Source organism: Tautonia sociabilis, from assembly GCF_003977685.1.
Taxonomy (GTDB): Bacteria; Planctomycetota; Planctomycetia; order Isosphaerales; family Isosphaeraceae; genus Tautonia; species Tautonia sociabilis.
Window position 1 is genome coordinate 186,559 of the sequence record NZ_RYZH01000003.1, and the last position, 22,344, is coordinate 208,902.

18 protein-coding genes and 2 tRNA genes are annotated in these 22,344 nt (G+C 68.5%); 13 read left to right on the plus strand and 7 right to left on the minus strand.

Going from position 1 to position 22,344, the window contains the following annotated elements:
- Positions 1 to 2: 2 nt before the first annotated feature.
- Both TsocGM_RS02860 and TsocGM_RS02865 read right to left on the minus strand, forming a co-directional pair.
- Positions 3 to 557: a hypothetical protein gene (locus TsocGM_RS02860; protein ID WP_126723802.1), complete on the minus strand. Its 555-nt coding sequence runs from the start codon at positions 555 to 557 to the stop codon at positions 3 to 5.
- Complete coding sequence (locus TsocGM_RS02865; protein WP_126723803.1) at positions 554 to 1,132, minus strand: RNA polymerase sigma factor; 579 nt, start codon at positions 1,130 to 1,132, stop codon at positions 554 to 556. Before TsocGM_RS02865 ends, TsocGM_RS02860 begins: the two co-directional genes overlap by 4 nt.
- Positions 1,133 to 1,424: 292 nt before the next feature.
- Here TsocGM_RS02865 and TsocGM_RS02870 point away from each other — a divergent pair, with 292 nt between their 5' ends.
- From TsocGM_RS02870 to TsocGM_RS02880, 3 genes are all read left to right on the plus strand, one after another.
- Positions 1,425 to 3,092 carry an AMP-binding protein gene (locus tag TsocGM_RS02870; protein ID WP_126723804.1) on the plus strand — a complete coding sequence of 556 codons (1,668 nt, stop codon included), beginning with the start codon at positions 1,425 to 1,427 and terminating at the stop codon, positions 3,090 to 3,092.
- Positions 3,093 to 3,161: 69 nt separating this feature from the next.
- Entirely contained in the window at positions 3,162 to 4,481 is a 1,320-nt protein-coding gene (locus TsocGM_RS02875; protein ID WP_126723805.1) for an FHA domain-containing serine/threonine-protein kinase, read from the plus strand.
- Between the two features lie 368 nt (positions 4,482 to 4,849).
- On the plus strand, positions 4,850 to 5,209 hold the full coding sequence (locus TsocGM_RS02880; protein WP_126723806.1) for a hypothetical protein: 360 nt from the start codon (positions 4,850 to 4,852) through the stop codon (positions 5,207 to 5,209).
- A gap of 64 nt (positions 5,210 to 5,273) precedes the next feature.
- Here TsocGM_RS02880 and TsocGM_RS02885 read toward each other — a convergent pair whose 3' ends face one another.
- Positions 5,274 to 6,431: a cysteine desulfurase family protein gene (locus tag TsocGM_RS02885; RefSeq protein WP_126723807.1), complete on the minus strand. Its 1,158-nt coding sequence runs from the start codon at positions 6,429 to 6,431 to the stop codon at positions 5,274 to 5,276.
- Positions 6,432 to 6,478: 47 nt separating this feature from the next.
- Positions 6,479 to 6,682: a hypothetical protein gene (locus TsocGM_RS02890; protein ID WP_126723808.1), complete on the minus strand. Its 204-nt coding sequence runs from the start codon at positions 6,680 to 6,682 to the stop codon at positions 6,479 to 6,481.
- 1,077 nt (positions 6,683 to 7,759) lie between these two features.
- Here TsocGM_RS02890 and TsocGM_RS02895 point away from each other — a divergent pair.
- The 4 genes from TsocGM_RS02895 to TsocGM_RS02910 all read left to right on the plus strand — a co-directional run bounded on the left by TsocGM_RS02895 (position 7,760) and on the right by TsocGM_RS02910 (position 11,114).
- The gene (locus TsocGM_RS02895; RefSeq protein WP_126723809.1) at positions 7,760 to 8,032 is read left to right on the plus strand and encodes a hypothetical protein; all 273 of its coding nucleotides are present in this window, start codon (positions 7,760 to 7,762) and stop codon (positions 8,030 to 8,032) included.
- A 249-nt stretch (positions 8,033 to 8,281) separates the two neighbouring features.
- Positions 8,282 to 8,860: an RNA polymerase sigma factor gene (locus TsocGM_RS02900; RefSeq protein ID WP_126723810.1), complete on the plus strand. Its 579-nt coding sequence runs from the start codon at positions 8,282 to 8,284 to the stop codon at positions 8,858 to 8,860.
- Positions 8,861 to 8,923: 63 nt separating this feature from the next.
- Entirely contained in the window at positions 8,924 to 9,694 is a 771-nt protein-coding gene (locus TsocGM_RS02905; protein WP_126723811.1) for a hypothetical protein, read from the plus strand.
- 280 nt (positions 9,695 to 9,974) lie between these two features.
- Positions 9,975 to 11,114, plus strand: a complete 1,140-nt coding sequence (locus tag TsocGM_RS02910; protein ID WP_126723812.1) for a PDZ domain-containing protein — start codon at positions 9,975 to 9,977, stop codon at positions 11,112 to 11,114.
- 36 nt (positions 11,115 to 11,150) lie between these two features.
- Here the strand turns inward: TsocGM_RS02910 and TsocGM_RS02915 are convergent, their stop codons facing one another.
- Complete coding sequence (locus tag TsocGM_RS02915; RefSeq protein WP_126723813.1) at positions 11,151 to 12,407, minus strand: hypothetical protein; 1,257 nt, start codon at positions 12,405 to 12,407, stop codon at positions 11,151 to 11,153.
- A gap of 119 nt (positions 12,408 to 12,526) precedes the next feature.
- On the opposite strand from TsocGM_RS02915, the gene TsocGM_RS02920 reads away from it, so the two are divergent.
- Both TsocGM_RS02920 and TsocGM_RS02925 read left to right on the plus strand, forming a co-directional pair.
- A complete protein-coding gene (locus tag TsocGM_RS02920) occupies positions 12,527 to 13,168 on the plus strand; it encodes a precorrin-2 dehydrogenase/sirohydrochlorin ferrochelatase family protein (protein WP_126723814.1) in 642 nt (213 codons plus the stop codon).
- Between the two features lie 314 nt (positions 13,169 to 13,482).
- Positions 13,483 to 14,799, plus strand: coding sequence for a UDP-glucose dehydrogenase family protein (locus TsocGM_RS02925; protein ID WP_126723815.1), 1,317 nt, complete (start codon positions 13,483 to 13,485; stop codon positions 14,797 to 14,799).
- 104 nt (positions 14,800 to 14,903) lie between these two features.
- Here the strand turns inward: TsocGM_RS02925 and TsocGM_RS02930 are convergent, their stop codons facing one another.
- Entirely contained in the window at positions 14,904 to 15,806 is a 903-nt protein-coding gene (locus tag TsocGM_RS02930; RefSeq protein ID WP_126723816.1) for a PRC-barrel domain-containing protein, read from the minus strand.
- Between the two features lie 377 nt (positions 15,807 to 16,183).
- Here TsocGM_RS02930 and TsocGM_RS02935 point away from each other — a divergent pair, with 377 nt between their 5' ends.
- The 4 genes from TsocGM_RS02935 to TsocGM_RS02950 all read left to right on the plus strand — a co-directional run bounded on the left by TsocGM_RS02935 (position 16,184) and on the right by TsocGM_RS02950 (position 21,583).
- Entirely contained in the window at positions 16,184 to 17,329 is a 1,146-nt protein-coding gene (locus TsocGM_RS02935) for a hypothetical protein (protein ID WP_126723817.1), read from the plus strand.
- 616 nt (positions 17,330 to 17,945) lie between these two features.
- Positions 17,946 to 19,277: a fucose isomerase gene (locus TsocGM_RS02940; protein WP_233578205.1), complete on the plus strand. Its 1,332-nt coding sequence runs from the start codon at positions 17,946 to 17,948 to the stop codon at positions 19,275 to 19,277.
- A 336-nt stretch (positions 19,278 to 19,613) separates the two neighbouring features.
- Entirely contained in the window at positions 19,614 to 21,437 is a 1,824-nt protein-coding gene (locus tag TsocGM_RS02945) for a DUF1570 domain-containing protein (RefSeq protein WP_158633343.1), read from the plus strand.
- Between the two features lie 73 nt (positions 21,438 to 21,510).
- Positions 21,511 to 21,583, plus strand: a tRNA-Ala gene (locus tag TsocGM_RS02950).
- Between the two features lie 570 nt (positions 21,584 to 22,153).
- Here the strand turns inward: TsocGM_RS02950 and TsocGM_RS02955 are convergent.
- A tRNA-Asp gene (locus tag TsocGM_RS02955) sits at positions 22,154 to 22,227 on the minus strand.
- Between the last annotated feature and the right edge of the window lie 117 nt (positions 22,228 to 22,344).

Here is a 22,344-nt window from a genome sequence, read left to right on the forward strand (position 1 = left end):
CTTCAGTTCTCCAGCGGTTGCGGCTCGGGGCTGTCCGGCCCCCCGTCCAGCTTGACGGCGACCAACAGCCAGCCGGGAGGCTCCGGATCTTCCCCGTCCTCGCCGGCGGGCCACGCCGGATCGGCCGTCTCTTCTTCCGGCCAGTCCCCCTCGGCCGGGTCGATCAGGCCGTCCAGGGGGCCGACTTCCCTCTGGAGATGCGACCAGGCGCGTTCGACGGCGATGCCCGGCTCAATCGTGCCCCGCTCCTGCCGCTCCCTCGGGCCGAGGCCGATGATCTGATCGATCCCCATTGCCGCGAGGACCAGGGCGGCGATCAACACCCCGACGACCACCGGGAACGCTCGGGAGCGGGAGCCCTTCGGGAGCCCGCTCGGGGTCGGGAGCCGGAGGCAGGAGGCAACCAGCTCGACCGCCTCGGCCAGCGCGGCGCAGGCGTCGGGATCGGCCTCGAGCCGGGCCTCGAACCGACGCCGACCATCCTCGTCAAGCTCGTCGGCGAGATACCGGAAGGCCTGCCACCGGAGATCGTCGTCGAGCAGGGCAGGGGGGGTCATTGCAACTCCTCGTCTCGGAGGCGGCGAGAGAGCCGTTCCAGGGCCCTCCGCATCCGAGTCAGTACGGTCCCGAGGGGGAGGCCCTGGTCCCGGGCGATCTGGGCGAAGGTTTTGTCCTCGTAGATGCGGGCCCGAACGACGTCGAGGTACGCCGGGGGGAGGGTGTCCAGGGCGTTCCGCACGGCCTCGACCGCCTCCCGGCGGACGATCGGGTCGTCGACGTTCGGGTCGTCCTCCGAGGTTGCTTCGATCATCCAGGCGAGCCCTCGCTGGAGGCGATGTCGCCTCGAATCCCGGCGGCGCAAGGTGATCGCCTCCCGGTAGGCGACCCGAAAGAGCCAACCCCGGAGGGACTCCGGCCTGGCCTCGTGTCCTCGTTCCAGGGCCTTGGTGAAGGTGGCTTGCAGGGCGTCCTGGGCCAGGTCCGGGTTGCGCAGCACCCCGAGCAGGAACCGGGAGAGCTCCGGCCCGATCTCGGAGAACAGGTCCGCGACCTGGGTCGGGCTCAGTCGATCCGATCCGGGGCTCGGTCCGCCGGAGGCTCCCGATCGGGCAAAGTCGCTGGGAGGCTCCATCGGGGGCCCTCGTTGCCGTCGCCGGTATCGACGCGCCGGGGCGGCCGACTATTTCAGGCCTCCCCCGAAACCTCCTGGTCCTTCGATCCGGTCTGGCACGACCTGGGGGCGTCTTCCCAGGGTACAGCCAAGGGGTGACATTCTGGAGCCTTGCCCCCCAAGCCGATGGCCCGAATCGCCTTGGGCCGCCATTGCTCGGGGCGATCCGATGGCGTATGGTCGTTAATCGTCACCGCGGCCCCCCCTGCGGATCCCGAGCCGCGCCGCCCTCTGGGTGTCGGGAGTGATTCTGATGAGTGTCGAGACCGCCGCACGTCCGCACGGAACAGCGACCGTCCCCCTGCCGCTGGTGCCGATGCCGGCGTTGCCGCCGAGTTGGCGTTCGCTCGGGAGGGCCTTCATCACCACCAGCCGGGCCAGGGGGGGCGATCCGGCCTTTGTCGACAGCACCGGCGCCTCGCTCTCTTACCGGCAGGCCCTCCTCAAGTCGCTGGCGCTGGGACGGGTCCTGGAACGGGTCCTCGGCCCGGCCCGGAACGTCGGCGTGCTTCTGCCGCCTTCCTGTGCCGGGGCGGTTACCAATATCGCCCTGACCCTCCGGGGGAGGGTCCCGGTCAACCTCAATTACACCTCCAGTCAGGAGTCGGTCGATTCGGCTGTCGACCAGGCGGGGATCACGCACATTCTCTCGTCGAGGCGCATGCTCGACCGGATCGAGCTCCGCCCGAAGGGGGAAATACTTCTCCTGGAGGATCTGGCCCCGCTCGTCGGCGCGACCGACAAGATCTGGGCCGCGGCGGTCGCCCTGCTGATGCCGACCAGACTGTTGGGTTCGGTCCTCCCTGGCCTCCGCGACGAGGATCTCGATTCGCCCGCCACGATCATCTTCACCTCCGGCTCGACCGGGCAGCCCAAGGGGGTTGTCCTGACGCATCGAAACATCCTCTCCAACGCCCTCCAGATTCAGCATCACATCCATCTGTCCCCGGGCGATGTCGTGCTTGGGATCCTTCCCTTCTTTCACTCCTTTGGCTTCACCGTGCCCCTCTGGACGGTCTGCTGCATCGGGCTGAAAGCGGTCTACCACCCCAACCCGCTCGAGGCCCAGGTCGTTGCCAGGTTGACCAGGGAGCACAAGGCCTCGGTCATTCTCGCCACTCCCACGTTCGTCCGAGGCTTTTTGAAGCGATGCAAGCGGGAGGACTTTGCCTCGGTCCGCCTGCTTGTCCTCGGCGCCGAGAAGCTCAAACCCGAGCTCGCCGAGCGGATCCGGGAGGCCTGGGGGATCGAGCCTCTGGAAGGGTATGGCTGCACCGAGACGGGCCCGGTCGTCTCGGTGAACTCCCCCTACGAACGCAAGGCTGCCGACGGCCGCCCCGTGCCGGGGAACCGTCCCGGCACCGTCGGCCAGCCGATGCCCGGGACGCTGGTGAAGGTCGTCGATCCGGAGAGCGGTCAGGAACTTCCCCCGGGGCGAGAGGGGATCATCTGCATCAAGGGGCCGCAGGTGATGGCCGGCTACCTCAACCATCCCGAGGCCACCGCTCAAGTCCTCCGAGACGGCTGGTACTGGACCGGCGACCTGGGGCTCGTCGACGAGGACGGCTTCATCGTCATTACCGACCGCCTGAACCGCTTCTCCAAGGTGGCCGGCGAGATGGTCCCGCACGGCGCCGTCGAATCGGCCATTCTCGAGGCCGCCGGGACCTCAGACCAGGTTGCTGTCGTCACGTCACTGCCCGACTCCAAGCGAGGCGAGCGTCTCGTGGTGCTCTACACGCCCGAGCTGGGAATCTCCCCTCCGGATCTGGTCCGGAAACTGCACCAGGGGCCGCTCCCCAAGCTGTGGATCCCGTCGGCTGACGACTTCCTCCCGGTCGACGAGATCCCCGTCCTCGGCACGGGCAAACTCGACCTGAGGCGGCTCAAGGAGATCGCCCGGGAACGCCAGCCCGGTTGACCGACTGACCACCCGACCCGATCGATCCGATCGAATGCGGAACGGCCCCCCTCCAAGGGCGTCCCGATCATGAAGACCGAGTTGCGAGTCAGCGCCGGGCCGCACCTGGGGCGTACGTTCTCCTTCAACAGGCACGCCACCTTCGTCGTCGGCCGGGCACACGACGCCCAGTGCCCGATGCCCGACGACCCCTTCCTCTCCCGGCACCATTTCCTTGTCGAGGTCAACCCGCCGGTCTGCTCGGTGCGCGACCTCGGTAGCACCAACGGCATCCGGGTCAACGGCGTCCGCGTCGAGCACTCCCGACTGCACCACGGCGACCTCATCACCGCCGGCAACAGCGCCTTCAAGGTCGTCATCGAGTCCTCGGGCCTGCTCCCGGTCGCCTGCCGAGGCTGCGGCACGCACGCCCCGCCGGACCTGACCATCTCGGCCTCTCCTGGCGAGAACGTCGAGTGGTACTGCCCCTCGTGCGCCAGCCGTCGCCGCCGCTATCCGAGGCCCCCGAAAGGCTACTGGATCGAGTCCTGGATCGGCGGCGGCGGGATGGGCGAAGTGTTCCTCGCCCGGCGTGAGTCGGACAAGCTGCCCGTCGCCCTCAAGGTGATGATGCCGATCGTCGCCGCCAGTGAACGGGCCCGAGCCTACTTCCTCCGGGAGATGAACGTCCTCCGCAACCTCCGGCACCGCAATATTGTCGCCTTCTACGAGGCGATCGAGGACGAGGGTCAGTTTCAGCTCCTGATGGAGTACGTCGATGGGAAGGGGGCCCTCCGGTGGGTCGAGGCCCAGCCCGGCCCCCCTCCGATCCCCGCCATCTGCTCGATCGGCGTCCAGCTCCTACTGGCGCTCGATCACGCCCACCGCCGCGGGTTCGTCCACCGAGATATCAAGCCATCCAACGTTCTCGTCATGGGGGGGGCCCGCCGCCCGCTGGTCAAACTGTCCGACTTCGGCCTGGCCAAGAATTTCCGGGACGAGGCGGGGTTCAATGGTCTGACCATCGAGGGGGATTTCGGCGGCTCGATGGGGTTCCTCTCCCCCGATCACATCCGAGACTTCCGGGAGGTCAAGTGGCCGGCCGACATTTACTCCGCCGGCGCCACCCTCTACTACCTGCTCACCGGCCACTATCCCTTCCTCGACTTCGACCCCAAGGACGCCGACTCGATCACCAAGACCCTCGAACACCCCACCGTCCCGCTTCGCGCCCACCGCCCCGACGCCCCCGAGGCGCTCGACCGCATCCTCCGCCGCTCGCTGGAGAAGAACCCCGCCGATCGATGGCCGTCCGCCTCGGCCATGGCCGAGGCGCTCAAGCCTCTGGCCGTCGATCCGCTCACCTCCCCCACCCGCCAGCCGCCCTCTGCATCGATCCGAGACGCCTGATCCGTCCGCCCTTCTCCCGGTGTTCGTCCGTGATTCCGGGACAAAAACCTGTCTGCGCCTCCCCTCGGCGACTGATCTTCATGGTAAGGGGCGACGAGCACCGCCCCCTTCCCGATCCGATCGAGGGCCCTGCCGGCCAGGCCGACGCCGCCCGCCCCGAGCCCGACGACGGGCACCGCTCCGGTTTCGACGACCGTCGACGATGCGGCCGGGCGCGACGCCCACCCACCGACTCGCCCCTGGGTCGAGGGAACCTCAGCTTCGGGAACCGGACCGCGACGGAGGCCCGCGGCTGAGGAGGGACCCCCGCAGGAGTGCCACCCCAATCCCCCATCGCAGGTGCACCTTGCGACCCGGAGAGTCCGATCGTGGAAATCGAATTGCTCAAAATGCTCCCCGGCGGAGGCAGCGTCGCGGCGCTCATCGTGACCGTCATCCTGTTCCTGAAGCAACAGGAGAAGACCCAGAACGGCCTGACCCAGATCACCGAAACGTTCAACAGCCGGGTGGCCTCGGCCCAGGCCTCCTTCCAGGAGCAGATCAACCGTCTGATGGGCCAGAACGCCGAGAACCAGAAACTCTACCAGGAGCAGATCCAGGGGCTCATCGACGGCCACCTGGAGGTTTCTCGGGAGACGGTCGCCGCACTGAAGTCGCTGGAGGCGGCTGTCCATGAACTCCAGTCTAGAAACCATCCGCCTTCCATGCGGATGGCCTCGAGCCGATGACCTCGGCCCGCCCCGTGGCCGATTCCGGCTGCGGGGCGGGCTCTCGGCGAGAGCCCTCGACACGTCACCGCTGCCCGAGGTTTCCGGCCGCCCTCCGGACTGCCTCGACGATCCTCACCGCCGCCTCGTCCACCTCCGCTGCCGTCGTCGTCGCCCCGAAGCTGAACCGAACCGACGACCGCAGGCGATCCCCCGGGACTCCCATCGCCACCAGGATCGGAGACGGCCGGCTCGACCCGCTCGCGCACGCCGAGCCGAACGAGGCCGCCACCCCCAGCAGATCGAGCTGCATCAGCAGGCCATCCGGATCCACCCCCGGGAAGCCGACATGCACCGTCTGGGGCAGGCGAGCCGACGGGTCGTCCGGCCCGGTCCTCACGACCGCCTCCCTCCCCAGCCCGTCCACCAGAGCCCGCTCCAGCCGATCCCGCAACACGGCCCAGCGCCGGGTCCGCTCCTCCCGTTCCCGATCCCAGCGCTCCAGCGCCGCGGCCAGGCCGACCGCCAGCGCCACCGCCTGGGTCCCCGGCCGGCGTCCCTTCTGCTGCCCCCCTCCGAAGAGCAGCGGCTCCGGCTCGATGCCCGGGCGCACCAGGAGCACTCCCACCCCGACCGGCCCGTGGAACTTGTGGGCGCTGGCGGCCAGCGAGGCCACCCCGAGCCGCTTGAAGTCGACCGGGATCCGGCCCACCGCCTGAACCGCGTCGGTGTGCACCGGCACCCCCAGCCTCCCGGCCCGATCAGCCAGCCGGCCGACGTCCTGGATCACTCCCGTCTCGTTCTGCGCCAGGATCAGGGTCGCCAGCCGGGTCCCCGGCCGGAGCCGGTCGGCCATCGCGTCCGGATCGACCCGGCCGTCGGCCGACACTGCCGCCCGATCGACCTCGAACCCCTCCCGCTCCAGGAGGTCCACCGCCTCGGCCACCGCGGGATGCTCGATCGGGCTGGTCACGAGATGCCCGGGGCGTCTCCTCCCCGAGAGGCCGAGCACGGCGAGGTTGTTGGCCTCGGTCCCCCCCGAGGTGAAGATCACTCCCGAGGGATCGGCATTGAGCACGCGAGCGACCGTCTCCCGGGCCTCCTCCAGCGCCCGTCTTGGCCCCCGAGCGAAGCCGTGCCGGCTGTCGGGATTCCCTGGGGCCAGCCAGTGGGGCCGCATGGCCTCAAGCACGTCCGGGTCGATCGGCGACGAGGCATTATGATCCAGGTAGATGGGCCTCATGCTACGACTCGCCCCTCGAGCCCCGGGACGATCCCGAAGCGTGCCGATCAGCCCAGGGCCCGCAGCGTGAGGAGGAGCCCGAACCCGAACAGCGGGGCTCCGAGCAGCATCCAGGGCCCAGCCAGCAGGGCCGCCCCCACCACCATCAGGCCAAACCCGAGCGCCAGGGACGACAACCGCCCCAGCAGGTCGAAGGCCGAGGCCAGCACCCGGAACGGCAGCGTCATGACCTGGACGATCGCGCCGAACATACGACCGATCCTAGCCGATCCCCGGCTAGATCGGGAGGCATTCCCGGCAGCGACTCGCCCCCGGAATCGACCCGAACCTCGCCCCGACCGGGTTGGGGGCCCCGGCCTCGGCTCGGCGGTGATGCTCGGCGGCGTCTTCGTGGCCATCTCGGGAGCACTCCTCGAGGGGCGGTACGATTCCGAGCCGGCTCCTCGGACCACCGACGCGACGGCGCTCTCCTGCCCATCGGCTATCCGCCGGCTGGACTTGCGACCATTCTCCGAATCTGCTACTCAACATGATCGAAACCTGGAGTCGTATTCGATCGGGATCGTGGAAGCTTGAGTCGCCGGCCCCCGGTGGGAGCCCAGTGTCCCCGACCGGAGGGATCGGGCAGGGAGGCCGCCGTGCGACAGAGCCTGTTCGCCTTGCTCCTCATTCTCGCGGCGTTCTCCGGAGGGGCCGTGGTCAACGGACCGGGCCTCGACTGGGTTCGCCAGCAACTCGCCGCGATGGACGCACCGGTCGGCGGTACCCCGGCGGCCCCCGATGATGACCCCGTCGCTCCCGAGGTTTCGGTCCCGGAGGACTCGGGCCCGCTCTCGGAATCGGCGATGCCTTCCCAGGAGGCCGAGTCGAACCCCCTCCCGGTGGCCGGGCAGTCCCCGTTCGCGTCCAGGCCAGCGGACCGACCGGCTTTGCCCGCTTCTGCCGCCGACCCCGAGTCCGATCCGGAGGACGGTTCGTCGACCATTCGGGCTCCTCGGGGGCCCTCGATCGCTTCGACCGCCTCCGCGGACGGATCGCCGCTCACCGAGCCTTCCCCCTCGGGGAAAGGCGCCCCGATTCCTCCTCCGTCGCTGCTCGAAGCGGCCCGTTCCCGTCTTCCGAAACGCTTCGTCTCCCAGGTGACCGAGCAGCCCGCAACCCCTGACGCCGCCGGCGAAGCAAGTCCCGAGACCACTCGGGCCGAAGAGTCCCCTCGACCCGATTGGTCCGACGCTCCCGACTCGACCGCCCCGGCCCACGCGGTCCTTCCCGGATCGAGCCCGGTCGTTGAGGGAGGCTCCTCGCCCTCCGACGAGGTCGATCCCGGCGTGCGGCTCGCCTCGGGGAAGGACGACACCCCGGCGAAGAACGCCGCCAGCGAGTGGTCCGAAATCCGGCGCCGCATGGAGGAACTCGGCGTCGGACGGTTCTGGGTCGAGGGGGAGTTCGGCGGGCCCGTCACCTTCCGATGCGTCGTCCCCGTGATCGGCGACCGGGCCGTCTCCCAGCACTTCGAGGCCGAGGGTCAGGATCTCGTCTCGGCGGCGCAGGATGCCCTCCGTCGCATCGCGCTCTGGCGGGCCACCGAGCCCGCTTCCTAATCCTCCCCGATCGGGAGGCTTCGCGATCTGATGCCGACGATCGTGGAAGACCGACCGATGGCATGAGGAGGCCCCGGATCGTCGTTCTTCCGGGGGATTCGGGCGCACGCATCGCTCCTCGATCGGCCGGAGGCGCTCCCCAGTGGGGCCGGCCCGATCGGAGATCGAGTTTGGGCCTGCCGAGTTTGCGGGGGGCCCCGGAGAAAATGACCGCAAGGAAATGGTCCCTGCGGTAACGTTCTCCTCGTCATGGCCGCGACGCCCCCCACCCCGCTCCCGATCGAATCCCCTGCCGGGCCGACCGCCATCGACTGGGCGGCCGCGCTGGCGGAGCATGGTCGATGGCTCCGGACCGTGATCCGGGCCCGACTGGGAGAGCCCGAGGGGGTCGACGAGGTCCTGCAGGAGGTTTCTCTGGCCGCCGTGGCCCAGCGGGCTCCGCTGGCCGATCCTTCTCGGGTGGGGGGCTGGCTCTACCGGCTGGCCGTCCGGCACTCGTTGCTCTATCGGCGGGCCCAGGGCCGCCGACGGAAGCTGGTCGGCCGCTATGCCCGAGAGGCCGCCGACCGAGACGGTCACGATACGCCCGACCCGCTCTCCTGGCTTCTCTCCGAGGAACGCGATTGGCTGGTACGCCGGGCGGTTGACGAGCTTCCGGCCCGGGACCGAGAGCTGCTGCTCCTGAAGTACACCGAAGATTGGTCCTGCCGAGACCTGGCCGACCGGCTCGGACTCTCCGAATCGGCCGTCGAGGCCCGACTGCACCGCGCCCGGGTCCGACTCCGGTCCCGGCTCGACCGCCTCATGCGCCCCGGAGCCTCCGACTGAACCGCCTCCGGCCCCGTTGCCGGACGACCGCCCGGACCGCCGCCCCCGCGGCGAGCACGACCGATGGACTCGAACCGAACCCCCCTCGACGTCGCTCCCGAGCAGTTCGACCTACTGGTCGACGGCTCCCTCCCCGAGGCCGAGCGCCGGGAGCTCCTGATCCGCCTCGACTCCTCGCCCGACGGCTGGCGCCGCTGCGCCCTCGCCTTCCTGGAGGCGCAGGCCTGGAGGGCCGCCCTCGGTTCGATCGCCGACCGCGAGCGATGCGATCGTGAGCCCATCACGCCCTCCCCCCACCCCGGGTTGCGATTCCGACTCGCCCCGGTGGCCCTGGCGGCGGGGATCTCCCTGGCCGCCTTCCTGATCGGTCGAGCCTCGGTCGGCCCGGAGAGGCCCCGGGTGGACGATCACTTGGCCGAACTGCCCCGGTCGGAGACGGTTACGCCCCCGACCCCCGATTCCAGGTCCGATCCCTCCCCCGACCCGACCGATCGCTCCGTCGCCGCGCTCGATCCGGCCGGCCAACCGGACGACCCCGCCGTCTCGGAGCCCCCGATCCGAGCGATCGGCTTCCTTGACCTCCCCACGGCTGACGACCCCGAAGCTCCCGTCGTTCAGCTCCCGGTCCTCTCCGGCCCGGGCATCGATGACCGCTGGCTCCGAGACCAGCCCCCGTTCGTCCCCGCCCGGGTCTGGCGCGATTGGAAACGCCAGGGCTTCGACGTTGAACTCCAGCGCCGGCTCGTCTCCGTCCAGCTTGACGACTCCGGCCGCTACCTCACCATCCCCGTCGACGAGGTGATGCTCCGATCCCCCCCCCGCACGACGTATTGAGGCCAGTTCTCATGGACGGCCTCCCCTGCTCGTCGGGTGGGTCCTCGCGCTGCGCTCCAGGACCGCCTCATCCCGGAGGTTCGACGGCGGGGCTCGCTGAGGGGAGCCCCGCCGAGGACCAGCTCGGGCGGGCGCCGGTCGACTCGCACAGGTCCCGCCTCGGGCAATCGAGGCGATCCCCTTCGGGGAACGATCGGGCTCTGTTCTGGCCCGTCTTTCCCTGATCCGAAGCCGCGGCGCGAGGGTCGTCGCGGCCATCCACCCCAATGGAGAACGACTGATGACACTCGGCCAACTCCTCCGCCCGTCGCTGATCCTCGGCCTGGCCGTCGTGCCGGCCGGGTTCGCCCTCGGCCAGGAGGGGGAACACTCCTCCCCCGATCGCCTCCAGGTCCGCCGGTTTCGGTTCGAGCGGATCGATCCCCAGCAGAAGGATGAGCTAGGCGAGTCGATCCGCCGTCAGTTCGAGCGGAGCTTCCCCATGAGTCCCGAGGGGGGCCTCCGGTTCTTCGGGCCCGGCCAGATGGGGCAATTCCGGTTCGAGCTCGACGGGGAGTCGGTCCTCGGCCTGACCCTCCGGCCCGCCCCGGAGGTGCTTCGCTCCCACCTCGACCTGCCGGAGGGGGGAGGACTGGTCGTCTCGAATGTTGCCGAGGACAGCCCGGCCAAGGGGACGATCGAGGAGAATGACATCCTGCTTCGGGTCGGCGAGACCACCCTCTCCGAGCCCTCCGACCTCTCCGAGGCCCTTGAAGCGGCCGAAGGGGACACCCTCGCGATCACCTTGCTCCGCAAGGGAGAGGAGCGGACGGTCGAGGTGGAGCGCCCCAGAGCCGATGCCCCGCAGGGCGAGCGTTATGTGATCGGCGTCACGATCGAGGCTCCCGACGACGCCGTCCGCGCGCAGCTCGGACTGCCGGAGGGCCAGGGCGTGATCGTCATGAGCGTCTCCCCCGATAGCGCCGCGGCGGAGGCCGGCCTGAAGCCCAACGACATCCTCGTCACGCTGGGCGGCGAGCCGATCGTCGGCGCCCGGGAGCTGTCCGAGCAGGTTCAGGAGAACGGCGCCAAGCCGGTCGAACTGACAATCATCCGGGACGGCGAGGAGACGACCGTCGAGGTCACTCCGCGCAAGGCCCCCGCCCCGCCGGTTCCCCCCGCCCCTCCCGGAGTGCCCGAAGGGTTCCGCTTCTTCGGCCCTGGCGTCATGATCGACCCCGAGGGGAACGTGCTCCGACCGGGTCCCGGCGGCGCGATGCAGCCTCGCTCCTTCGTCTTCCCCGGCCAGGTGTCTCCCGAACTGGAGCGCAAGCTCGACGACGTCCTCAAGCAGCTCGACCAGCTTCGCCAGGAGCTCGAAGACCTCAAGCAAACCCGCCCCGATCGCCGCGACCGAGGCCGAGACGGGGATCGGGGCTGAGCCTCCCGGCGGTCCGATCAGTCCTCCTGGAGTCGATCACCCTCGGGTGATCGACTCCAGATCGACGATGTAGAGCTGCCTCGTCGCGTCGACGTGGGCCGAGTCGATGCACGCCTTGGTCCCGTCCCGGTTCCACCTCGGGTGCAGGTCGCACCGGACGGGCCCGCTCAGCTCCGGGGTCAGGTAGAAGGAGCCGACCTCCACGCGCAGGTTGTCCTCCGGCCGGTAGACCATCAGCGTTTGCATCCGATTGGCATCCGGGTACGTGTCGTTGAGGATCCAGCGGCGATCCGGCGAGTACGAACAATGCCCGTCCCGGGGCAGGACGTCCCGTCCCATCGGCTCGACGGTTCCTCGCTCGATGTCGAAGCGGTAGAAGGCATTCCCCTGATCGGGAGTCGTGCTCCAGGCGAGGATCGTGCGGTCGTCCTCCCAGTCGAAGTGGGAGACCATGCCGGTGTCCTGGATCAGCCGGATGTCCGATCCGTCCGGCCGGGCGACGTACATCCGAGTGGCCCAGCGCGTCCCCGGCCTCCCCCAGCGGTGCAGGAAGATGAAGAACGTGCCCGAGGGGTTGAATTGCAGGTGGTTGAACCAGTGGTGCGCGTCGTCGGAGAACCGGTCGTCCGCCCGGTTCGAGGCCGCCCAGGACAGCGGGATGATCAGCCGGTTCTCGCCGGTCGCGAGGTTCATCGCATAAATCCCGAGGTCCTCTGGCGCGGGGTCGTCGGGATGGGATTCCGGCAGCGCGTTGTAGCCGTAGCCGGGGCGGAGGCGATTCAGTCGATCGAAGTCGAGCGTCACGGCCGTCGAGCCGCTCGCGTCGATCGCATAAATCGGGCGAGGGAGCGTCCTCGACGTCCCGGAATGCACGTCCCGGATGATGGCGACATACCGATCGCCGTCCACCCCGTTGTAGATGATCTCCCGATCCGGTGCCGAACCGAGCCACTGGAGCATCGTTCCCTGTTGCCACGACCACGCCGCCGTCCGATCGAGCGGGAGAAACCGATCGCCGTCCTCCAGGTCGATCATGCCAACGGTCAGCTCATCACCCGGCGCCGGCTGATGATCGCAAAAGTCGATCTCCATGCCGAGCAGGAAGCGCCCCGTGGCGTCCCAGGGGCACTTGTCGTAATACCCGAAGAAATGGGCCTTCGGTCCCCTCGTCACCGGCCGAACAGGCGCCTCGACCCGGACGACCTCGGCCGTCGCCGACCGGTCGAAGCTGGGGATCACCCCCGACGAGGCGGCGCCGGCGAGCAGGCGGAGGACGGTTCTTCGACTGGTCATCGCGGTCGGCTCCTGGACTGGGATGGGGATCCTCCCCGCAGGATACGAGACGCTCCCTCCGAAGTCGACGAGGGCCCCGGTCCACAAACCCGATCGACTCCATCTCCGGCGATTGATCCATGTGCGGTTATCCGATCATCCTCGACCTCTCGGGCCGTCGCGTCGCGGTTGTTGGTCTCGGCGCGGTGGGGAGGAGGAAGGCCCTGGGCCTGATCGAGGCCGGAGCGAAGGTGGTTGCCATCGATCCCGTCGGTTTCCCCGGCCCTCCACCTCCTGGGTTGACGATCCTCGCCGAGCCCTACCGGACCGAGCACCTCGAAGGTGCTCTGCTTGCCTTCGCCTCGGCGACGCCGGAGGTCAACCGCCTCGTCGTCGCCGATGCCCGACGGCTCGGGATCCTCGTCAACGCCGCCTCCGACCCGACCTCCGGTGACTTCTCGCTGCCGGCCGTTCATCGCGACGGGCCGCTGTTGCTGGCAGTCTCCACCGGAGGGGCCGGGCCGGCCCTGGCTGGCTCGCTCCGGGACCGGGCTGCTGTCGCCCTCGGACCCTCGGCCTCCGGGATGGCCCTTCTGCTGGCCGAGCTTCGGCCCCTGGCCCGGTCCCGCATCCCCAACGCGACGACCCGCCGCCGCCTCTTCCGCCGGTGGGCCGACCCCTCCTGGCTCGATCGCTGGGCCGCCGACGGCCCCGAGGCCGTCCGCTCCCTCCTGATCGACTCGATCGACCACGCCGCCTTCGGGGGGGACGACCCCTCTTAGTCCCCCGGCCGATGCCCCGACTCCTCGAGCCTCCGAGGCCCTTCCACCGGCGTCTGATCTCCGAATCACGCCAGGAATCGGGGTTGTCCGCCTGAAACGGAGTCCCGATAATGCCGACTCCGTCCCGCATCCGGCCCGATCGAGCCGACTCCGGGCCGCTCTCGAACCCTCACGGACGAGGGATCACTCCCGGCGACGCGAGAGGATGTCCTAGAATTCCTCCCGAAGCCGTCCACCGCCCGATCCCACCGCGCTCGATTGATTACCCGGAGCGTCTGGGCATCCCGGCTCCACAGCAACGAGGGCAGACCGCCGTGAAGATCGCCGTCATCGGCACCGGGTACGTCGGCTTGGTGCAGGGCACCTGCCTGGCGGACAGCGGCAACGACGTCGTCTGCGTCGACAAGGTTTCGGAAAAGATCGAGCGGCTCCGGCGGGGAGAAATCCCCATCTACGAGCCCGGCCTGACCGAGTTGGTCCTCCGCAACTCGAAGGACGGCCGCCTCCGATTCACGACCGACCTGGCCGAGGGAATTCGGGAGGCGGAGATCGTCTTCATCGCCGTCGGCACCCCCCAGGGGGATGACGGCGGCGCCGACCTCAGCGGCGTCTGGGCCGTCGGCGAGCAGCTCGCCCGTCACCTCGACGACCGGGACCACCCCAAGATCATCGTCGTCAAAAGCACCGTCCCGGTCGGCACCAACGCCGAGCTGGGCCGTCGCATCTCGATGCTCACCGACGTGCCCTTCCACGTCGCCAGCAACCCCGAGTTCCTCAAGGAAGGCGCCGCGATCGACGACTTCACCAAGCCCGACCGCGTCGTCGTCGGCGTCCGCAGCCCCGAGGTCGCCGAAAAGCTTCACGAGCTCTACGCCCCGTTCCTCCGCACCGACCGTCCCTTCCTGGTCATGTCCCCCGAATCGGCCGAGATGACCAAGTATGTGGCGAATTGCATGCTCGCGGTGAAGATCAGCTTCATCAACGAGATGGCCAACCTCTGCGAGGCCTACGGCGCCGACATCAACGACGTCCGCCGAGGCATCGGGCACGACCAGCGCATTGGCTTCCACTTCCTCCACCCCGGTGTCGGCTACGGCGGCAGCTGCTTCCCCAAGGACGTCCGCGCCATGATCCACATGGCCCGGTCCAAGCAGATGTCCAGCCGCATGATGGAGGCCGTCGACGAGGTCAACGAGGCCCAGAAGCACGTCCTGCCCCGGAAGATCATCGAGTTCTTCGGCGGCCCTGAGGGGCTCAACGGCAAGACCATCGCCCTTTGGGGCCTCGCCTTCAAGCCCAAGACCGACGACATCCGAGAGGCCCCATCCCTCGTCCTGATTGACACCTTGCTCGCGGCCGGCGCCTCGGTTCGGGTCCACGACCCCGAGGCCATGCCCAACGTCCGCGCCATCTACGGCGACCGCATCACCTTCTGCGACCGCCCCTACGGCTGCCTCGAGCAGGCCGACGCCCTGGCCATCGCCACCGAGTGGAACGAGTTCCGCAATCCCGACTTCGAGATCATGAGGCGGCTACTCAACCGCCCCGTCGTCTTTGACGGGCGCAACCTCTACGACCCGGAGAAGATGACCGAGCTCGGCTTCACCTACTTCGGCATCGGCCGCTCCTGATCTTACCTCCCCCGACCCGGTCGCGACGAGCCCCGCCCCGGCCGGAGCGGGGGGCGGGGCGAGGCGCGTCGTTGACGGTTCGGGATGCTCGAGAGGCATTGACCTCAAGGCCGGCGTTCCAGCCCCGCCGCTCCGGGATCGATGGCGCCGAAATACTCGCGGACCCTCTCCACGAACGTCGGGTCGAGCATTCGGTTGTACTCCCCGTCCAGCCGAGGAGCCGTCTCACTCTGCAGCCGCTCCTTGGTCGTGTCGCTGCGCACGATCAGGACGGAGCGGCCCCCGTCCTCCTCCGAGTCGAGCCGGAGCCGGTCGAACGGCACGGGCACCTGTTCCTTGCCCAGCCCGGCGATGCCGCCGAAGCCCAGGATCGCGAAGGTCGCCCGGAAGTCGTCATCGAGCAGCAGGTCGTCGACGTTGGCGATCGACTCGTCGCCACCGGCTCCGCGCACTTGAGCATCCTTCAAGGCGCTGGCGCGGAACAGGAAGCTCTCGTCGCCGGTTCCGGAATCGTTCCCAGCCGGGTTGGCCCCGAAGAACTGGCGATTGGCTTGCAGCCAAGACCGGTCGCGCAACGGGGCCAGTGAGCCCTCCTCCAGGGTCGGCGCCTGCGCGAGCTGCTCTCCCGTCATCTCAAGTGTGAGCCGCCAGCCGCCGTCCTCGACGTAGGTGAGCCGGGCGACCTCGAACGGCACCGCGATGGTCTCTCCTCCAAGCCCGGCCACGCCGCCTCGGGTGATCAGCACATAGTGCGGCGCTCCTTGGCCATCAAGGATGAGGTCCTTGATCGAGGCAATCTTTTCCTCGTCACCCGGTCCCCTCACCTCTCCCTTGAAAAGCTCGCTGACCCGGCGCACCGGGGCGATGGCCGTCTCAGCGTCGGCGATGGCGTCGGTCCGAGTCGTCAGAGCGGGCTGGCCCTCCCCCTCCTGAGCGTTGACGCCTCCCGACAGTGCCAGGCCCCCGATCATCACTGGAATGCCAAGGCGGTTCCAGAACGCGATCATGAGTGTCCTCCTTTGAGGGTTGGATATTCGACGAACCGCGCGGCCGGACCGCCCTCCGCGGGTTGGGGAGCGGACATACTCCGGACCCGTTCGATTCGAACCGGCACATCGAGGCCGGATGGGAATCGATTACGCAGTTCCTGTTCCGATTCCGAGCAAGATGGCTGGGGCGGAGGGCCGATTCTCGGGCGGAGCCAGCTGGTATTCCAATTGCGGGAGGAACTCGACTGAGGTCGTGGCCGGGTACGCTTGGGCGGCCGGTCGCGGAAGTTCCCAATCGACCTGTCTTGCCAGCAAGCTGGTCGAACCCAGCCATGAGGACGATCGTAATGAGAAGCGATTCAAGATTCGCCAATCCGACTTGGAGGAGCGCGTGGGTGCTCGTATGCTTCGTCTTGGTCTGCGGACCGACACTCGATGCGGCAGCCCAAGTTGTCTCGGTCCCGCCGGGCGGAGCGTACGGCTTTGGCGGTTGGAACTCCGCCGCCACACCCTTGGGCCGTGCGGCCTTGGGCATGGGGGCGTTTGCCCGAGGTATCGGCGCGGCTGATCTGATGACCTCCGAGGCCGCTGCCATCCGGGCCGAGACCTGGATGGAACTCAACGAGTATCTCTATCGATCCCGGATGCTGAGCCGTCAACATGCGCTGGCGCAGGCGGCTCGCGTGGAGTCGCGCGCGGATGAGGCTCGCCAACAACTTCGCGGCCGGACCCTCAGCGATCCCACTCCGCAAGAGATCGAGTCCGGCGATGCGCTCAACGCGATCCTCTTCTTGCTCGATGACCCGGCCATCCCCGATTCCGTCGTTCGTGATGCGGCTCAGGGCTTGGCGTTGCCGGGCTCACTGGTCAAGACCATCCCCTTCATGTTCTCGCACAAGGGCGCATCCGTCTCCATCGACCGTATGCTTCACGAGGGGGAGGGTTGGCCCTCGGCGCTTCGGGCCGAGGCGTTCACCGAACCAAGAGAGCGGTACGAGGAGATCGCCCGTCAGATCCTCGAAATTCCAGAAGGCCAGCCTGTTCCTCGCGAGTTGATCGACCAGGCGCGCTCGACCCTCAACGAACTCTACCAGGCCGTTCGTCAGGCCGATCTTCCTGGACCCGCCACCGCCGAGGCGATACGGCATCTCAAGGCCCAGGCCGGCATGGTGGCCATGCTCGTTGAGCCGGAGGTCAAGGATGTGCTCGATCAGGCAGGAGAGGTCGAACGCATTGAGTTGCCGGTCCTCCTGAATTTCATGAGGTCCTATAACCTCCAATTCGGTCTGGCCGAAAGCCCTGAGGAACGGTCGCTCTATACCGAGCGGCTCTATCCCATGCTGGCTCAGGTTCGTCAACGGTTGACCGATCAGTTCAGCGACGCCCTCCCCTCCGAAGTCGCAGGCTCGCCGTTCAGCGCGTTCGATTCGTTCGATTGGGATCGGCTTGGCTTCCAAACCCAGAAGAATCGCTCCACCGACGATTCCTCCTCGGGAGAGTCCGCCTCGGAATCCTCTCCTGATGATCAGGTCAATCCGTGATCGGTCTGGTGAGACTCGGGCCACCCCGTTCCTGGTCCGAGTTTTCTCGGTGAAGCGGCTGGGATCATGCTGAGGAGCTGAACCGCGACGATGCCCGACGCCGCATCCGGAGTTGAGCCGGGATCAACACCGGATGCGATCCCGGCTCGCCCTGCGAATCCTGCTTGTTCGAATCAGATCGTCAGCGTATCCGCTCGATCCCTTCTCTCTCGCCCGGATCGTCTGGAAGCACGAAGTGTTTCCGAAACCGGATCGTTCTCGGAGAAACCGTTCCCAATCGAATCTTCCCACCTCACAGGGAACGGTTTCCGAGCCAGGGATGGCGGCCGACTTCCACTCATGGCATGATCGGGAGCGATCTGAGGGTTTCCAGCGAGACGATCTCGATAGTCCCGTCCGAGTTGGGGGGGGAGAGGTCATGGCGAGCAAAGTGGCCGTCTTTTGGCCAGGCGATTATCGGTCGAAGCCGAACGAATGGGCTCGTCCGCAGTTTGAAGAGGCCCGAGCGCGGTTGTTCGCCGCGCTTCAGTCTTTGGGCAGGGTACCTTACCTTGTTGAAGGACCGCTGACCCGTCCTGGTGAGGCGATTGAGCGTCTGGGGCCGATTGACGATCCCATGATTGGCCTGTTCGTCCACTGGGCCTACGCCCCGCACACGGTTGACGGGGTCGTCGGGAAATCGAACCCGCTGCTGTTGGCCTCGAATTTCTCCGGGACCTGGCCGGGGCTGGTCGCCCTGCTCAACACCGCCGCCTCGTTGGAGAGCGTCGGCCGGGCCGCGTCCCGGATCTGGACCGATGCCGACGACTGGACCGCCGACCGATCGTTCATGGATCGACTCGCCGAGTGGTGCGAGACCGGCCGAATCGAAGAGAACTGCTCCGAACTCCACGACCATTGCACGATTCCCGATGCGGCGGAGACACTCGCCCATCGTGTGCTCGATGGGATCCACGCGCGGCGAGTGCTCGCTCTCATGTTGGGCGACACGTCGATGGGGATGATCAACGGCTATTTTGGCCCTCGAGTGCTCGCCCCATTGGGATTCAGCGAGCACAAGGTCGATCAAGCCTGGTTGCTGGAACGAGTTGGCCTTGTTGACGATCGCCGCGTGGAGGACGCCTTCCGCTTCGTGACCGACCGCGGCGTCACCTTCCATTGGGGAGAACCCGACGCCGAGGACTTCACCGAGGCCGCCACTCGAGAGCAGCTCCGCGGCTACCTCGCCGTGCTCGACCTCGCTCGCGAGTTCCAGGCCGACTGCATTGGCTGGCAGTACCAGCTCGGCCTGCTGAAGCTGTTGCCGCCGAGCGACTTCGCCGAGGGGCTGCTCAATTCCCACGCCCGCCCCGAGGGGGACGGCCACCCGCTGATCACGGCCACCGAGGCCGACCAGGGGAACCTCGTCCCGATGGAGCTGATGAAGCGGCTGCTCGAGGCCAAGGGCCTCCCCGGCGCCGTCATGTTCCACGACGTCCGCTGGGGGGCCGAGCACGACGGCCGGTTCCTCTGGGTCTTGCTCAACTCCGGGAGTTGCTCGGCCTTCGCGTTCAACCTCGACGTCGACTCGCTGGCCGGCGTCCACAGCTATCGCCAGCCGAGCGGCTACTTCCCCGTCCCCGGCGGCACCTTCGCCGGCGTCAGCCAGCCGGGGAAGATCACCTGGTCCCGCGCCTGGCTCGACCGCCAGGGGCAGCCGGTGCTCGACGTCGGCCGGGGGGAGTCGGTCGCGCTGCCCGAGCAGGTCCGGGAGTCCTGGTGGCGCGGGACGACCCGCCAGTGGCCGTTCATGGCCGCCGACCTCGGCTGCTCGAAGGAGACGATCATGGCCCATTACATGAGCAATCACGTCGCCGTGGCCTACGGCGACATCTTCGCCGAGCTGATCGCTCTGGGCAGGGCGATGGGCTTCCGGGTGCGCATCCTGGCCAGAGACCATCTGTCGTGACCCTGGTCTGGGGCGATCTCCCCAACCCTCCTCGGATCGGCCAGGGCAGGGCGGAAGGACGTGTTCCTCGAAGGCCTTCGGGCCGGTAAACTTGATTCGATCCCCCTCTCGGGCCGTCCGGCCCCGCTTCCTCGGAGGTTCCAGCCGTCCATGCACCCCGAGTCGTCCCCGAGTCCAGGCCTGGGCGTCCCCCGCCCCGGGGCCGGTGCCCGGCCCGAGCGGCTCGGTCCCGGCCCGGACTCGACGACTCCTCCCGGATCGATCGGTGAGGCCGGTCGGCCGGTCCCCCGCCTCGGCCGTCCGTCCGACCCCTACTCCCCGGCCAACCTGCGCAGGATGGCCCGACTCCGATGGCTTCGGGAGGCGGGCCTCCTGCTCACGCTGAGCTCGGTGCTGGCCGTGATCTCCTATTACGCCTGGCGAGACGCCGTCCGCCTTGGCCCGGAGGCTCGGCCGTCCTCGACGAGGGTCGGCGCTCCCCCAGCCGTCAGCCCTTCCCCCGAGGCCCGTCAACCTCGCCGCTCGCTTGCCGGCCATCACGGCCTCGGGCCTCCTCCCCCTCCCTCCGATTCGGGGCCTCCGATCGAGGAGCGGCCGCCCGTCCCTTCGCCGCTCGAAGCCTCCCCCGTCGCTCCGACCACCGCTCCCGACTCGGAGCCGCCCCCTCCCGGTGTCCAGCCGCTGGAGGACGCCCCCCACCAGGCCCTCCGGGCGAATGAGATCGCCCAGCACGACGGCTCCCCCGACCTCCGCCGGCTCCCGACCTTGAAGGCGCCGACGCTCCCCGGCCCTCCCGCTCCGACCGAATCCGAACCGGAGACTCCCATCCCGACGCCGAGCTCCTCCCCGACGTCCAACGAGCCCCCAAGGTTGCTCGTCGGCGACGAGTTCGGTCGCGTCCTGGTCAGCCGGCTGTACGCCCGAACCCCGATGGGCCCGATCGTGCTGCTGCCCGACGGCTCGCTCGGCTGGCCGGACGGCGAGGTGCCCACCACCCGCCCCTTCCAGCCCTGGTCCTCCCGGAGGCTCAGCCTCGCTCTCCGGAGCGGCCCCTTCCGCGGGTTCCGCGTCGTGGAACGGGCGCCGTATCTCGTGCTCACCAGGGGGAGCGACCGCTTCGCTGAGGATGCCGCGGACCTGCTCCAGGGGCTCTATCGCGACCTCGTCGAATGCCTCGAGGACGGCGACCTTTCCATCTCGGAACCCGAGTTCCCCCTGGTCGCGATCATCTTCCCCGACGAGAAGGCGTTCCGGGCCTACCGCCCGGTCGACCCCGACGTCCGGGCTTACTACGAGGGCTCGACCAACCGCATCATTCTCTTCGAGGAATCCGACCAGGATCGCCTCGCTCCCGAGCTGGCCCGACTTCGTCGCCCGCAGGCGATCGCCCACGAGGGGGTCCACCAGATCCTCCAGAACATCGGGATCCAGCCCCGCCTGTCGTGCTGGCCGGCCTGGCTCGTCGAGGGGCTGGCGGAATACTTCGCCCCGACCGCCACGCTCCCCACCGATCCCGACGAGCCGGAAGGATGGGGAGACTACGGCCGAGGCAACTTCGGGCGGGTCAATCCCTTCCACATGGCCACCCTGATGGACCTCCGGCACCCCGTCCCCTCGCTGGCCCCCTTCCCGCCCGCCGTGCTCTCCTCCTCTCCCCAGGATCCGGGCCGGCTTGCGCTCGACGCCTCCTGGGTGCGTCGCCTCCTCCTCCAGACCGAGCTCTCCCCAACCGACTACGCCCTCTCCTGGAGCCTGACTCACTACCTGGCCCGCTGCCATCCCGAGGCGCTGCGCTCCTTCCTGCTCGCGCTCGGACGCCATCCCCCGCTCGAATATCGCCCCCCGGAGTACCACCTCCGACTCTTCATCGACACCTTCGGCCTCTCTCCCGAGGAGGCCCCCCGGCGAATTGACTCCCACCTTTCCTCGCTCCGCTACGAGCGTGTTCCCTTCTACGGCGTCCGATTCGAGCAGGCGATGGGCCCCGGCCGCTCCCGCCGCGCCGTCCTCGTCTCCCCGTCCCCCATCCAGATCGACCACTGGGTCCGCGCCCAGACCCTCCCCGACGGCGGGCCCGTCCGCTGGTGGGCCACCCCCTTCGACTCCCGCACCCTCGCCCGACACTCCTGCGAGGCGTGGTTGCTCTCCTCTTCCCCTTAACCCCGCCGATTCGTCTTGCCTCCCCCCCCTCCCGCCGTCACAATCAAGCATCTCCCCCTCTCCGAGGGGATCCGGGGACGTAGCTCAACTGGGAGAGCGCCTGCTTTGCACGCAGGAGGTTGCCGGTTCGATCCCGGTCGTCTCCATTCTCGCAAGAGAAACCAAATGCGGTGATGATGGGTTGGCGGCTGTGATGGACATCCAGCCGCATCGTTCCTCCCGGGAGGATTGTGGCTATCGAAGGAGCGGGGCTGGGTGTTGCCAGCAGCGCCGCTCGGACGATTCGCCGATCGAGGGGCGGTGACGAAGCCAGAGGAGTGGCTTCACCGGGACGAGGCGAGGACGGAGGGTGACGTCGACCGGGCCGCTGGGGAAGCGTTCCAGAGCGTGACCTCGGAGAGCGTTCTCGGCCGGTGCCGACAGGACGACCGCTGCGCGATCCAACAGGCGACCACCGATCGGGCTCAACGATGACACGTCGCGATGTGGGCTTCGGCTCGTCGGAGTGGCGACGCACGACGTGATGATTCTCGCCGTCCCGTCCCGGGTCGGGATCGCCTGGCGGAAAGGGTGGTGCGTCGGAGAGGAGAACAGGAGCCTCAAGAATGAGGCACGATCCTGATCCAATCGAGCGTCGGACTGGCGTTCGATTTGGATCGTTCCGCCCCGCATCGGGCAGAGACGCCAGGTCCTTTGGGAGTGACCACGTGGGTCAGCGAGGATGACGGGGCTCGAACCCGCAACCTCCGGCGTGACAGGCCGGTGCTCTAACCAATTGAGCTACATCCCCTCGCGGGACGGCCTAATCCTATCTCGGGTCGGGGAGGCCGTCAAGCGTCTGGTCCCTTGTCGAGTTGGGGAGGGGTGTTTATCCTGAGTCGACCCCTGGGACGCCCGGTTGAGAGCG